Origin of the sequence: Psychrobacter sp. P11G3 (assembly GCF_001435845.1) — a bacterium.
In the GTDB taxonomy this organism is placed as follows: domain Bacteria; phylum Pseudomonadota; class Gammaproteobacteria; order Pseudomonadales; family Moraxellaceae; genus Psychrobacter.
This window is the reverse complement of record NZ_CM003596.1, coordinates 1-13,608: the sequence shown is the minus strand read 5'-3', so window position 1 is coordinate 13,608 and position 13,608 is coordinate 1. Positions and strand designations below refer to the sequence as shown.

Below are 13,608 nucleotides of genomic sequence, written 5' to 3'. Positions count from 1 at the left end.
TCTAACTTTCAAACTAGTGCATAAGTGCAAATATCTAACTCACATTTTATATCTGCTTGATGCTCTATTTGAGGTTATCTTCAAAGGCTATACGCATACGATGCAACCCTTCTATCAATATTGCTTTAGGACAGGCCACATTTAGGCGCATTTTTAAATGTCCTTCTTCGCCATATTTAATGCCGGCGTTTAGCTCAACTTTAGCAGCTCTAAGCGCATCATACAGCGCCTGATCGTCTTGGCTATATGCTGAGCAATCTAGCCAAATTAGGTACGATGCTTCTGGGCGCATGATTTTAATATCAGGCAAATGCTCATTTAAAAACTGCACCGTCAACTCAATGTTGGCTTCGATATAACTAAGCGCTTGCTCTAGCCACTCACCGCCGTGCTCGTAAGCACTACGCATGGCTGTATACGCAAATAGGTTCAGCTCGTACTCATCATTTAATTGCTGCTGCTGACTGATTTTTTTAATTAGCGCTTTATCTTTAGCAAATATCATCGAGCCTTTAATACCTGCAATATTAAAGGTTTTGGTCATCGAAGTCAGGCTGACTACGTTGTGCTCATAGCCTTTTGCCAGCGTCAGAAATGGCGTAAACGTATGACCCGTTAATGTCAAATCTTGATGAATTTCATCACTCACAATCGCCACGTTGTGCTTTTTGCAAACGGCCAGTAGCGCTTCCAGCTCTTCCCTCGTCCATACACGCCCGCCAGGATTATGCGGATTGCATAGTAGATAAAGCTTAACCTTATGTTCGATTATCTTGGCTTCGATATCAGCCAAGTCCAGATGATATTTACCTTCGACTTCCTTCAGTGCAGAGAGCACAAGCTTACGGCCATTTTGCTCAACCTTGCTCATAAAAGGCGTATAGATAGGATCGTTGACCATTACCGCCTCGCCTACCTTGGTAAAAACATTCATCATCAGCGCTAGGCTTGGCACGACACCAGGGGAAAACAAGATATTTTGCTTCTCTAACTGCAAGTCATAACGACTGCCATGCCAGTTAATAATTGAGTCATATAAAGCGTCAGTAGGTTTGGTATAACCCAAGATGCCATGCTGCATGACTTGCTCAACCGTGCTTAGTATCGGTGCGGCAGCCTTAAAATCCATATCTGCTACCCATAGCGCAATCGTGTCATCGCTATAGTGCCACTTGAGTGAGCCGGTATCGCGTCTGTCGATTATTTCATCAAAGTTATATTGCATTGGTACTCTTCTTATTTGGAATAATAATGGTTTGGAACGTCAAAAATACAGCGCAATATATGCATTGTATTATCAATATACGCTACGCTATCTGCTCTAGTAGATTAAGGCGCATTCAATTTTTCACAAAGAATTAAAGTGATTTTAGACCCTAAATATCCATTTATCGGCTTAAATAACCGTCAAAGATATAAAGTAAACTTTATTTCAATAATGATTAAAAATTAATGCTACATTAAGGTTTCGGACTCTAACTATGATAAAGTTATTTATGCCAAAGTACGCTGATGTTGCCATGATTATAATCTATCAACATCTACCCAAACTATCTAATAAGCCATCAAGGCTAACAAAAAGGAATGAAGAATGAAAATGGACTTTTTACCGAAATCAGTACTAAAGATTAGTGCCCTTACCTTTGCCATTGCCACAACTGCTTCTTGCACTGCTATGGCAACAGGAACTGACCATCAGACTGCAAACGCAGCTAGCAGCACCGCCATCACTCTCGGCAATGCTGCCACGACTAGCGGCACCAATGATACCGTTGCCATTGGTAGTCAGGCCAATGCAGGATTAAACTCAGCTACTGCTGTTGGTGGTCAAGCGAACGCTGCTGGTCTAGGCTCAACCTCTATCGGTTGGCAGTCAAAAGCCACTGCTGAACGTGCGCAAGCTTTTGGTCATCTAGCCAATGCAAGCGGTGTGCGTTCTACTGCTGTCGGTGAGGCAGCTATGGCAGGTGGCAATAATGATACGGTTGCTGTTGGCAATAAAGCCAATGCAGGTCTCAACTCAGCCACTGCCGTTGGCGGTGAAGCCAATGCTGCTGGTCTAGGCTCAACCTCTATCGGTTGGCAGTCAAAAGCTACCGCTGAACGCGCACAAGCATTTGGTCATCTAGCCAATGCAAGTGGTATGCGTTCTACCGCTGTCGGTGAAGCGGCAGCAGCACAAGGCGCAACTTCAGTCGCGGTCGGTAATAAATCTATGGCAGGTGGCATGAACAGTATCGCTATTGGTAATGAGGCAAAGGCGTCTAAAGATAACCAAGTCGTCTTAGGTAACGCTGGGCAAGTGCAGTCTAGTACCGCAGCACAATCAGGTACGGTCAGAATCGTTACGATTGATGACAACGGCACTTTAGGTACGATGATGGTTGATTACTACCAGAAAGCTAAATAATTATAGTTGAGCGGTTAAAACTGATACTGGTATAGTTAGTCATACTAGATAAAACAAAAAACCTCGCGATTGCGAGGTTTTTTTGGGTGGTATGTTCGACTAAATAGGACTTTTACGGAGGTTTAAAAGATAACTCCACATATCGAACTTTTATCTTTTGCGTATGAGAAATAACTCTTAAACCATATTAGTATTAACGCCCCTTAAACTCGGCCTCACGTCTCTCAACCATCGCCATTACACCTTCTTTTGCATCTTCTGAATGAAACAGCGGCGGCAGATAACTATGAATATTAGCCAATGCCTTCGCGGCCCCATTACGGCTAGCGTCTTGTGCTGAAGACAATGCGCCTCTGACACCCAAAGGCGCGGCTTTGCAGATCTCTTGGGCTATCGTCAATGCACGCTCGTATTCAGACCCATTTGCTACCACTTCACTGACCAAATTCAGCCTATCAGCCGTTTGCGCGTCAAATGCTTTACCAGTAAGCAAATACGGCATGGCTTTTTGCCAGCCTGCTGCCGCGACAAAACGCACCGTTGCACCGCCAAATGGCATGATACCGCGCTGGACTTCCATTTGTGCAAAGTTACAGTTATCACTAGCGATGACCACATCACTGTTTAGCATCAGCTCGATAGCCACAGTGAAGCAAGTGCCTTTGACCGCAACGACCACGGGTTTGGTACGCAATTTTCCACTGATACCCCATGGGTCGATTTGATCGTCATTAAACTCAAACACGCCATCGTTTAGCTTGTCTTGTAGCTCGACTAAATCTAATCCAGCAGTGAAGTGATCACCATGGGCAAATATCAACGCACAGCGTAAGTTATCGTCTGCCTCGTAGCGAGTCATGGCGTCAGACAGTTGAGCAATCATATGACTGTCAAAAGCGTTGCGTTTGTTAGCGCGATTTAGCCCGACAAGGCAAACATGGCCTTGCGTGTTATAAGTGATGCGGTTTTCTGTGGCGTTACTATCCGTAGTCATGGTTTCATCCTTGTTAAAGTAATCATTGGCATATAATGAGTGGTTATATAGTCAAATCTCGGTAATTTATGTGTAGAGATTGAGCGATAAGTTACCTTTAATATAGACACCCTCGTTCTATAACACAAGCAATAGAGATGACTCGCATAGTGCAAAAATCGATAAAAGTTGACCTCATTTACGATAAGTGCAACTATGTTGCAGGTCTAAATATGGTTCAGAGTATTTTATGGAATTTTGGCACGGTTTTTTGCTCATCACTAGCGTACATCTATTGGCTGCAGCCTCACCTGGCCCTGATTTTGTCTTAGTCTCGCAGCAGACATTAGCAAAAGGCCGACGCACAGGTTTGATTTGTAGTCTCGGTATTACCTTGGGTCTTGCCGTCCATATTATCTATTCTGTATTAGGACTGGCGACTGTCATCGCTCATTCACAGCCGTTATTGACTACTATTAAATGGTTAGGTGGCGGCTATCTGATTTATCTTGGTTGGCAAGGTATTCAAGCTAAGCCTAAAAAACCAGCAGAGTTAGAAAAAACACATCCTTTGGAAAAAGCAGACCCGCAAGTAGGTTCAAGCGCTCACGTTTCGCAAGATTCCCTTGCTAGCCAAACCACATCTGCAACAAAAGAAACCACTATCGAAAAATCGTCTAGCAATGGCGAATCTACCTTTGCCACGTTGCGTCGCGGATTTCTTTGTAATGTCTTTAATCCTAAAGCCCCTGTCTATTTTGTAGCCATTTTTACTCTTGTATTATCGCCTGACATACCGCTTTGGCAATTGGCTATTTATGGTGTATGGATGATGGTGTTACAGATGGCGTGGTTTAGTACGGTAGTCATGCTACTCTCTATCCCTGCGGTACATCGACGCTTCCAAAGATTTGAGCATTGGATCGACCGTGTATTGGGTACTGCGATGATCGTATTAGGGCTCAACTTGATATTGCGTCATCGATAAGCGACCGATAAAGCGCGGATAAACAATTAGCAACCTGCGAAATCTGCTACACTGGTTACTTATATCCATATATCGTAGCCTGACATTATGACAAGTAAGCCCATGACCCGTAACCCTGCAAATAGTAAACACAGAAACAGATCTCCTGCGACCGCGAAGAAACTCGGTCAGCTGCACCCACGTAACCCTCACCAAGGTCGTTACGACTTTGCGGTATTGACTCGCGCTTTACCTGAGCTTGCTGACCACACCATTACCAACCCTAAAGGTGAGTCGACGATTAATTTCTCGGATCATCAGGCTGTTCGCGTGCTGAATAAAGCACTGTTGGCGAACTATTACGGGGTTAAATTTTGGGACATTCCTGAAGGCTATCTATGTCCGCCTATTCCTGGACGTGCCGATTATATTCACTATATCGCGGATTTACTGGCGCAAACCACTCACGTAAATGCCGATAACACACCGCCAACGGGCAAGGAAATTCACGCCCTTGATATCGGTACTGGTGCCAGTGCTATCTATCCTATCGTCGGTAGCCAAAGCTATGGCTGGCGCTTTACAGCAAGTGATATTGACCCTATTTCGGTCAACACCGCAGCGCTGATTTGTGAAGCCAATCCAAAACTAAAGAGTGCGGTCAAAGTAAAGCTGCAGCCTGAGCCTAAGTTTATCTTTAAAAACATCATTGGTCGTCAAGATTATTTTGATGTCGTGGTTTGTAATCCTCCGTTTCATGCTTCATTAGAAGAAGCGATGGAAGCCAATAGCCGCAAGCAGCACAATCTGCAGCGCCATCGTGGTAAGAATGAAAGCGAGCAAATCAGCCGTCATTCAACCAAATCAGGCAACGCTGCGCAAAACCTAAACTTTGGCGGTCAGCACAAAGAGCTATGGAGTGAAGGTGGCGAGATTGCGTTCTTGACCAAAATGGCAAAAGAAAGCCAGAGCTTTGCAGAACACGTTGGCTGGTTTACTACTTTAGTGTCGAAATCTGAAAACGTTAAGCCATTGCAATTATTGTTAAAGCAGCTAAATGTCGCTCAAATGCGTATTATTGAAATGAGCCAAGGTCAGAAAAGCACTCGTGTACTAGCTTGGCGTTTTGACACTGACGAAGAGTAATCACTAAGCAAAACTACTAACCTGAGTTTCACGTGAAACAAAAAAGCACCGTTTTGATATTCAAAGCGGTGCTTTTGCATAAATACTCAGTAAGAGTCTAAACAAATTAGCTAAAAAACATCACTTTTAGACCAATCGCAATAAGCACGATACCGCCCAATGCTTCAGCTTTATCCTCTAGCCATGTACCTGAGCGACGTCCCAAATAAACCCCGAGCCAGCCAAATATAGCGGTTACTACAGCGATAATAAGGCAAGCTAACCACGCGTTCAGTGCCAATAAATTCAGCGTAAACCCTGCTGCCATTGCATCAATACTGGTTGCAACTGCTAACGTAAACATAGTGCGGTTATTAATATGTCCGTGCTTACTCGTGGCTACTACTGTGTCGCTACCAGTGTTAGTGGCATCATCATTAACGTCCAGATCATCACTGTCATCATCTGACTCATCAGCAGTAAATACTTCGTAAAGCATTTTGCCACCTAGAGCAATCAATATAGTGCCGCCAATCCAAGGTGCAGCAGCGGCCAACCAACCCAACATTGCCGCACCCAATAAGTATCCAATAAAAGGCATTACGCCCTGAGCACCACCAAAGTAAATCGCAGCATAAATAGCCAAGCGCAATACATATTGACGACTGTATTTTTGAGCCTTAGCACCCAACCCTATCGACACTGCAAACGCATCCATCGCTAGAGCAATAGCGAGTAAAATTACTTCAACCATTTGGTTCCCATAAATTATAATTATTAAGTAATAGCAACTTTAAAAAATGAGTTTCACGTGAAACAAAAATACCGCCTTGAATATCAAAGCGGTATTTTTATAAATTATCAGTAACCAATTTCAAATTTAGATATCTAAGTTCGATACTGTTAGCGCATTCTCTTCAATAAAGATACGACGCGGCTCAACGTGATCACCCATTAGGCAAGTAAACATATGGTCAGCGGCGATAGCATCTTCGATAGTAACGCGTAGCATACGACGATTTTCAGGGTCCATCGTTGTATCCCATAGCTGGTCGGCGTTCATCTCACCTAGCCCTTTGTAACGTTGGATAGCTAGACCACGACGTGCATCCAGCATCATTTGTTGCCATAGGTAATCGAAATCACGTACTGGGATATCTTTCGTTGTGCCCGCACTTGCTTCACGGCGGATAAAGGCATCGCTCTCAAGCAACGTATTCCACTCACTTGATAGACGTAACAACTTTCCATACTCACCAGAGTTGATAAAGCTAGCATCTAACAGATAATGGTGTGCCAGTTGATGCACGTATACCGTGACGCGTGGCAACCACTGAGCCTTGGTAGATAAAGCCTCACTATCTGACGCTTCGCCTTCCTCAGTACCTACTACTGGCGTCATACCCAATAGATCTGCTGCGGCTGCATCCATATTTTTTGGCTGCGGCGCATGAATATTAACCAGTTCAATCTCAGGGCTTAGATCGCTACCGAAGTGATCAAGCTTAATCTGCATTGCTGCTTTCCAATCCTGCATGGCAGACTCATCATAAGTCATGTCAGTGCTAAGTTTTGGCGTATGCGTCAATGCGTCCAAAATCACCGCTGGGAAGCGAATCTGCAGACGCGCCTTGATCAACTGCGTTTGGTTGTAGTCATTGAGTAGTGTCTCAAGCGCTTGACCAGTAATCGCAGGCGCATCGGCACTGATATGCAGCTTGGTATTGTCAATGGTTGAAGACAATAGATACGCTTTAAGCGCTTCGTCATCTTTTAGATATAACTCTTGACGACCTTTTTTTACTTTGTATAGCGGTGGCTGAGCAATATATACATAACCACGCTCGATCAATTCAGGCGTTTGACGGAAGAAGAACGTCAATAACAAGGTACGAATATGCGATCCATCAACGTCGGCATCGGTCATGATGATGATTTTGTGGTAGCGTACTTTGTCAGGATTATACTCATCAGGACCGATACCACAACCTAATGCAGTAATCAGGTTACCCACTTCGGCAGATGATAGCATCTTATCAAAACGAGCACGCTCGACGTTTAGAATCTTACCTTTTAGTGGCAAGATTGCTTGCGTTTTACGGCTACGACCCTGTTTAGCTGACCCACCTGCAGAGTCACCCTCCACAATATATAGTTCAGATAATACTGGATCTTTTTCTTGGCAATCAGCCAATTTACCAGGTAGACCTGCAATATCCAAAGTAGTCTTGCGACGTGTCATTTCACGCGCTTTACGAGCCGCGTCACGCGCACGTGCTGCATCTATAATCTTATTAGCAATAGCTTTACCAGCACCTGGATTCTCTAACAGATAGTCGTTGAACTTGTCATGCATGGCTGATTCAACAGCAGATTTTACTTCGCTTGATACCAGCTTATCTTTGGTCTGACTTGAGAATTTTGGATCTGGTACTTTTACAGAGACAATTGCCGTCAACCCCTCACGAGCATCATCACCCGTTGCAGCGACTTTCTCTTTTTTGAATAAGTTTTCACGATCCATATAACTGTTCAAGCAACGCGTCAATGCTGAACGGAAACCAGATAAGTGAGTACCACCATCTTTTTGCGGAATATTGTTAGTGAAGCACAATACTTTTTCGTTATACGTATCTGTCCACTGTAGCGCAACTTCTACGCTGATACCATCATCTTGCTGACTGGTAAAATGGAATACTTCATTGATACCGTCTTTACCAGCATTGATGTAACTAACAAACTCTAGCAAGCCACCTTTATGCTCAAACTCATGACGCTTATCAATACGCTCATCAGTCAAAACAATACGCACACCAGAGTTCAAAAATGACAGTTCACGTAAGCGTTTTGCTAAGATATCGTACTCAAAGATCGTACCAGTAAACACATCACTGCTAGGGTAAAAGCGGATTTGTGTGCCCGTCTGATCAGTTGCTTCCATCTGTTGGATATCGCTATCAGGTACGCCGTCAGTATAAGTCTGATGATAATGATAGCCTTCACGCCAGATATTCATCTCAAGCTTTTGAGACAGAGCGTTAACGACTGATACACCTACACCATGCAAGCCACCTGACACTTTATAGCTATTGTCATCGAACTTACCGCCTGCATGCAATACGGTCATAATAACCTGAGCCGCTGATACACCCTCTTCTGGATGGATATCAACAGGCACACCGCGACCATTATCCATCACACTGACAGACTCATCTTCGTGAATAACGATATCAATCTGATCACAGTGACCAGCAAGCGCCTCATCGATAGAGTTATCCACTACCTCAAAGACCATATGATGCAAGCCTGTGCCATCGTCAGTGTCACCGATATACATACCAGGGCGCACGCGTACAGCCTCTAACCCACGTAGTACACGGATATCCTTAGAACTATAATCAGAAGGTAATACTTCTGAAACTACAGTAGGCACGGCGGCTTCAGTAGTGCTGTCGTCTATCAATTGCTCGTGGTCAATAGGTAATGAATCACTCATGTACATTCCTTAATCTAGCCATAATCAGCCATTTATAATTAGCGCACTTATAAAAAGTCCACTGCATAATGGCATCTTAAAATTAACGTCTATTATTCATAATCTAGAGTGCATATGAGCAGCTAAACCACTAACCACCGTTAGCCTCAAAAAAGGCTGCACAGAGATAAAATTAATAAATTATTTATTAGTAATAGTCTTTGTTTTTCTAGCCATTGTTAAAACTATTGAAATAAATAAAATACATAATTATCAAATACTTATAGGTAATTAAAAAATAGAAATCTTTTCTATGATGCTGTCAAATAAATTGCTGAGCACAGGACAAAAATAAAGGGTTATTTTAACATTTTTTTGCTTCTAAGTCACTGTTTACTGAGAGTTTTATGGTCTGTGAAAGGTCGTCTTAACATAGTAACTGTCATGACAGATAATAGTGGTTAGTGTACTGAGTAATGAGAGGTGAAAGTAGATAGGTAATCATCAAAAGTATAAGTAGAAGAATGAAATATTAGTTAGTAAATAAGATTTTTCCTTGTTTCACGTGAAACACATTTGGTTGTGACCAGAGTTCATTAACTAAAGGTAAAATATCATCTGTCAGACTGGTCATAAATACTTGGCAAGGGAGTTTAGCGAGGGTCGATAGCAGTATTTCTATAGCTCTATCATCTAATTCTGCAGTGATATCATCTAGGAGTACAACAGGTGTTGCTCTCGATGATAAATCATCCTTGATTGAGTTACTGCGCTCTTCATCGTTTAGCAACAGTGGTAGCTGCGATAGGCGTAATGCAGTAATAAGCAGCTTTTTTTCACCGCGAGACAATACGTTTGCTGCTTGCTCTTTCAAAGTCGGTAATTTGGTTTGAATACCATGTCCTGAAGCTGCTGTTCCGGCATCTGTCGTTTGATCGTTTACAGACTCATCAGAACGCCAATGCACATGAATATCAGCACGATGATTGCCTATACGGGTATATCCCAATTGCAAATCCTGCTCCAACCGCTCACTAAGCTGCACATCTAGCGCGACACTGGTGTCATAACCAGCGTTATAGCTTAGGCTCAGTTGCTCAGCATAAGAGGGCAATAGCTGTACGATACTCTTGGCAAAATAAGGTTGCCATTCAATAAATACTTGCTCTCGATAATGATGAATCAAAGCAGCATGGTTGCTCAACCCTTTATCCCATGATTTCAGCTCAGCAAGCTGTACTTGGGTTAAATGACGAGTACTTTTTAGTAAACTATTGCGCTGTTTTAGGAGACGTTGATAAGCCATCCATTGTGGATGAAACCCTTGTTTCATGTGAAACACCAACCAATCTAGCAGCTGTCGACGGCTCGCACTTCCCTGCTCCAACATATCCATTGTCGATGGATCTATCAGTAACGTAGGTAGCTGCTCTGTCAAGATACTTTGGTTGTAAACAGTGGTTTGATTGAGACGTAGGATAGTCGTAGCATCTGCTTGCTTTTGAATAGCTAAAGTACGACTATCATTGAGCTTGGCATGAACAGTTGTATTATTCTGATGATGCTGGATATAACGTTTAGGCTGGTGATGGCGAAAGCTCTTACCTCTTGATAACAAGAATATAGCTTCGAGCAACGAGGTTTTACCACTACCATTTGCACCGATAATAATGTTGCAAGCAGCAGGCTCTAGACTAATTTGAGTAAGGTTTCTAAGATAGGATATTTGTAGACGTTCAATCATAGTATCGATAGCCGCCTATTAAAGCCTGCTTACTTAGCAGGCAAAAGTTTATTAAAAACCAATATATAGTACTGAAAATAAAGCTCTTTGAAACGTACTATTTCTATTCAATTTTGTTTGTTTCTAAAGAAAAACGCATTATATACGCATTGGCATAATGACATACTGATGGAACTCATCATTTAGTTGATTGACCAATACAGAGGCATTCGATTGGCTCATATGCATTTGTAAATCGCCTTGGATAACGCTTAATACATCTTGCAGATAAGCAGCGTTAAATGACAGCTCCATCGGCTCGCCTTGATACTTAGCTTGTATCATTTCAACTGCTTCATCCTGCTCAGCATTATTAGCACGTACTTCGACCATACCATCGCTAGCAAAATTAAAGACCACACCACGAGATTTTTCATTACTCAAAATGGCAACGCGGCGTAATACGTCCGTCATTTTTTCCTGACTGAATAAAGCCAGCTTATCAGTATTGCTCGGCATTACACGGCGATAATCAGGGAACTTGCCATCAATCAAACGTGCGGTAAATGTTACCATTAGATCTTGGCTGACCTGCCCTGCACTATCGACATCGCCAAATGGCAAACTTACTTGTAAAAACTCTCGACCGAAGCTCAGAGTAACTACGTTGTCCTGATCACCCAACATTTTACCAAGCTCAGAAGCTAAACGCTCAAGTTCGATTACTGCCTTACGTGGCAAAATAGCCTGCATATTGAGATCTGCGCTTACATTGATAACACTACGGGCTAATGCCAATCTATGGCCATCTGTTGCTACCGTTGTTAGTTGCTGCTGTGAAACGTCAAAGAGCATACCTGTTAGATAATAGCGTACATCTTGAATCGCCATTGCAAACTGCGTTTTGTGAATCAAATCTGTCAGACGATTACGGCTAATAGTCAGAGGTGTGATATTTTCAGGGTTACCCAAGCTCGGATAGTCTTCGCTTGGTAGTGTCCCTAATGTAAAACGACTCTTACCACTAGTTAACAAGCAACGCTCATTTGCTTGAGTTGCTAGATTAACTTGCGCCTGGGCAGGTAGCGATTTACAAATATCTTTTAGCTTGGTTGCAGGAAGCGTCGTTGTACCTGCTTCTACACAAGCACCAGCAGGCAATTTCAATGTCGATGTCAGCTCTACCTCTAAATCTGACGCTGTTAAGATAAGCTCAGAATCTGATAGCTGTAGCTTAATATTACCCAATATAACCATATTGTGGCGTTTATCAGCGGCTTTGGCGATCAAGTTGATAGCTTTTAGTAACGATTCTCGATTGATCGATAATTGCATGCTTAGTTACTCTTATTTGAATGATTCTTTTATAAAAATTTGTCGTAATGACTCAATAATACCTTGTCTGCTGACGATAATCTACAGAGCATCTGTGCACTTATATTTTCGATATTATAAACCATCTGTATCTACTAGAATACAACGATATCTAACGCTTTTATCCTGCCTGTAACATCAGAGCTAGGGTTTTATAATCCTTATCAAATGCAGGATCTGCTGCTCTTAACTCATTTACTTTATCGCAAGCGTGCATCACCGTCGTATGGTCGCGTCCACCGAACGACTGACCAATTTCAGGGAAGCTATCGCCTGTTAATTCACGCGACAAAGCCATCGCTATTTGACGTGGTCTTGCAATACTACGCGTACGTTTACGCCCCATAATATCTTTGACCGTGACATCATAGTACTCAGCAACTATCTTACGGATATTATCCATATTGACTGCTTGCACACGCATCGCAACGATGTCTTTTAGCGCATATTGCACCATTTCAAGAGTAATCTGTGCCCCTGTTAAGTTAGCATTGGCAAACACCTGATTTAAGGCACCTTCTAAACGTCTGACATTAGACACCACATTTTGCGCAATGAATAGTGCACATTCCTTTGGTAATACCATCCCGTAGGAAGCCGCTTTTTTCTGCAGAATTTGCACTCGAGTATCAATTTCAGGAGGATCAACAGCGACTGTTAACCCCCAAGAAAATCGTGATCTAAATCGTTCATCAAATTCCGTCATTTGGGAGGGATGGCGATCAGAGGCTAAAATCAATTGCTTATCACCACTAGTAAAATCTGCAAATAACGTTAGAAACTCATTACTACTTTTAGTCTTTCCTGCCAATACATGAATATCATCTACAATCAATAAATCTACTTTTTTAATTTTCTTTTTGAAATCTTCTATTTTATTATTTCTTAATGAATAAACTAATTGATTTATAAATTTTTCAGAAGTGAAATAATAAAAACTTTGATTATTTTTTAAATAGCGATGAGCTACAGAATGCATTAAATGCGTTTTTCCCAAGCCAGAAGGGCCATATATAAATAAAGGATTGTGACGATTTTTTGATTGGCGCTTACCAAGCTCATAACAAGCCTTGTAAGCCAAGTTATTGGACTTGCCTGTAACAAAGGTTTCAAAAGTAAATTCGGGGTTCAGATAGCTTAATGATTTTGTATCAGCAGACTCAACTGCCTCAGTATGACGCATGTTCGCTTCGATATCTGCTTTTGCGTTGTTGTGATGAATAGATTCAAATTTATGTTCGGATGGGGTAGGGGAGACCTCGTCTTCTACAAACAAAGAACCTGATTGACTGTTATCTTCTACATTGCGACCAGCATTATCAACACGTACGACGACCTCTTCAATACTACCTTGGCTGTGTTTGGTCACCAGTTGCTGAATATCTTGAAGATGATTCTTCTTGATATACGTCACAAAATAATCATTGGGAGCAAGAATAATCAAAGTTTGCGCTTCTTGATGAGCTGACAGAGGTCTCAGCCACATAGTAAACACGTTGTCTTTGACGTTATAACGCAAATCGTTTAGACATTTATCCCAAATATTTGCTGTGTCTATCAT

General features: G+C 42.3%; 10 protein-coding genes. 3 read left to right on the top strand and 7 right to left on the bottom strand.

Annotated features, from left to right (window positions below; genetic code table 11):
• Positions 1-64: 64 nt before the first annotated feature.
• A complete protein-coding gene (locus tag AK824_RS00050) occupies positions 65-1,225 on the bottom strand; it encodes a MalY/PatB family protein (protein ID WP_057757579.1) in 1,161 nt (386 codons plus the stop codon).
• A 366-nt stretch (positions 1,226-1,591) separates the two neighbouring features.
• Between AK824_RS00050 and AK824_RS00045 the strand changes: the two genes are divergently transcribed.
• Positions 1,592-2,410, top strand: coding sequence for a hypothetical protein (locus tag AK824_RS00045; RefSeq protein WP_057757576.1), 819 nt, complete (start codon positions 1,592-1,594; stop codon positions 2,408-2,410).
• 193 nt (positions 2,411-2,603) lie between these two features.
• Here the strand turns inward: AK824_RS00045 and AK824_RS00040 are convergent, their stop codons facing one another.
• Positions 2,604-3,404 (bottom strand): crotonase/enoyl-CoA hydratase family protein, encoded by an 801-nt coding sequence (locus tag AK824_RS00040; RefSeq protein WP_057757573.1) that lies wholly within the window; start codon positions 3,402-3,404, stop codon positions 2,604-2,606.
• Positions 3,405-3,633: 229 nt separating this feature from the next.
• On the opposite strand from AK824_RS00040, the gene AK824_RS00035 reads away from it, so the two are divergent.
• Positions 3,634-4,371: a LysE family translocator gene (locus AK824_RS00035; protein ID WP_057757570.1), complete on the top strand. Its 738-nt coding sequence runs from the start codon at positions 3,634-3,636 to the stop codon at positions 4,369-4,371.
• An 87-nt stretch (positions 4,372-4,458) separates the two neighbouring features.
• The gene (gene rlmF / locus AK824_RS00030) at positions 4,459-5,496 is read left to right on the top strand and encodes a 23S rRNA (adenine(1618)-N(6))-methyltransferase RlmF (protein ID WP_057757567.1); all 1,038 of its coding nucleotides are present in this window, start codon (positions 4,459-4,461) and stop codon (positions 5,494-5,496) included.
• Positions 5,497-5,602: 106 nt separating this feature from the next.
• On the opposite strand, the gene AK824_RS00025 is transcribed toward rlmF, so the two are convergent.
• The 5 genes from AK824_RS00025 to dnaA form a co-directional block, all read right to left on the bottom strand.
• Positions 5,603-6,229 carry a manganese efflux pump MntP gene (locus tag AK824_RS00025; protein ID WP_057757564.1) on the bottom strand — a complete coding sequence of 209 codons (627 nt, stop codon included), beginning with the start codon at positions 6,227-6,229 and terminating at the stop codon, positions 5,603-5,605.
• A gap of 126 nt (positions 6,230-6,355) precedes the next feature.
• Positions 6,356-8,971 carry a DNA topoisomerase (ATP-hydrolyzing) subunit B gene (gene gyrB / locus AK824_RS00020; RefSeq protein WP_082624520.1) on the bottom strand — a complete coding sequence of 872 codons (2,616 nt, stop codon included), beginning with the start codon at positions 8,969-8,971 and terminating at the stop codon, positions 6,356-6,358.
• 511 nt (positions 8,972-9,482) lie between these two features.
• Positions 9,483-10,694 carry a DNA replication/repair protein RecF gene (recF, locus tag AK824_RS00015; protein ID WP_057757562.1) on the bottom strand — a complete coding sequence of 404 codons (1,212 nt, stop codon included), beginning with the start codon at positions 10,692-10,694 and terminating at the stop codon, positions 9,483-9,485.
• Positions 10,695-10,832: 138 nt separating this feature from the next.
• Positions 10,833-12,008: a DNA polymerase III subunit beta gene (gene dnaN, locus AK824_RS00010; RefSeq protein ID WP_057757559.1), complete on the bottom strand. Its 1,176-nt coding sequence runs from the start codon at positions 12,006-12,008 to the stop codon at positions 10,833-10,835.
• A gap of 160 nt (positions 12,009-12,168) precedes the next feature.
• Positions 12,169-13,533, bottom strand: a complete 1,365-nt coding sequence (dnaA, locus tag AK824_RS00005) for a chromosomal replication initiator protein DnaA (protein WP_413772225.1) — start codon at positions 13,531-13,533, stop codon at positions 12,169-12,171.
• Between the last annotated feature and the right edge of the window lie 75 nt (positions 13,534-13,608).

Coding starts and splice junctions, on each gene's coding strand:
- AK824_RS00045 (WP_057757576.1), top strand. CDS start 1,592: ATGAAAATGGACTTTTTACCGAAATCAGTACTAAAGATTAGTGCCCTT.
- AK824_RS00025 (WP_057757564.1), bottom strand. CDS start 6,229: ATGGTTGAAGTAATTTTACTCGCTATTGCTCTAGCGATGGATGCGTTT.
- gyrB (WP_082624520.1), bottom strand. CDS start 8,971: ATGAGTGATTCATTACCTATTGACCACGAGCAATTGATAGACGACAGC.
- dnaN (WP_057757559.1), bottom strand. CDS start 12,008: ATGCAATTATCGATCAATCGAGAATCGTTACTAAAAGCTATCAACTTG.
- AK824_RS00040 (WP_057757573.1), bottom strand. CDS start 3,404: ATGACTACGGATAGTAACGCCACAGAAAACCGCATCACTTATAACACG.
- recF (WP_057757562.1), bottom strand. CDS start 10,694: ATGATTGAACGTCTACAAATATCCTATCTTAGAAACCTTACTCAAATT.
- AK824_RS00050 (WP_057757579.1), bottom strand. CDS start 1,225: ATGCAATATAACTTTGATGAAATAATCGACAGACGCGATACCGGCTCA.
- rlmF (WP_057757567.1), top strand. CDS start 4,459: ATGACAAGTAAGCCCATGACCCGTAACCCTGCAAATAGTAAACACAGA.
- AK824_RS00035 (WP_057757570.1), top strand. CDS start 3,634: ATGGAATTTTGGCACGGTTTTTTGCTCATCACTAGCGTACATCTATTG.
- dnaA (WP_413772225.1), bottom strand. CDS start 13,533: ATGTGGCTGAGACCTCTGTCAGCTCATCAAGAAGCGCAAACTTTGATT.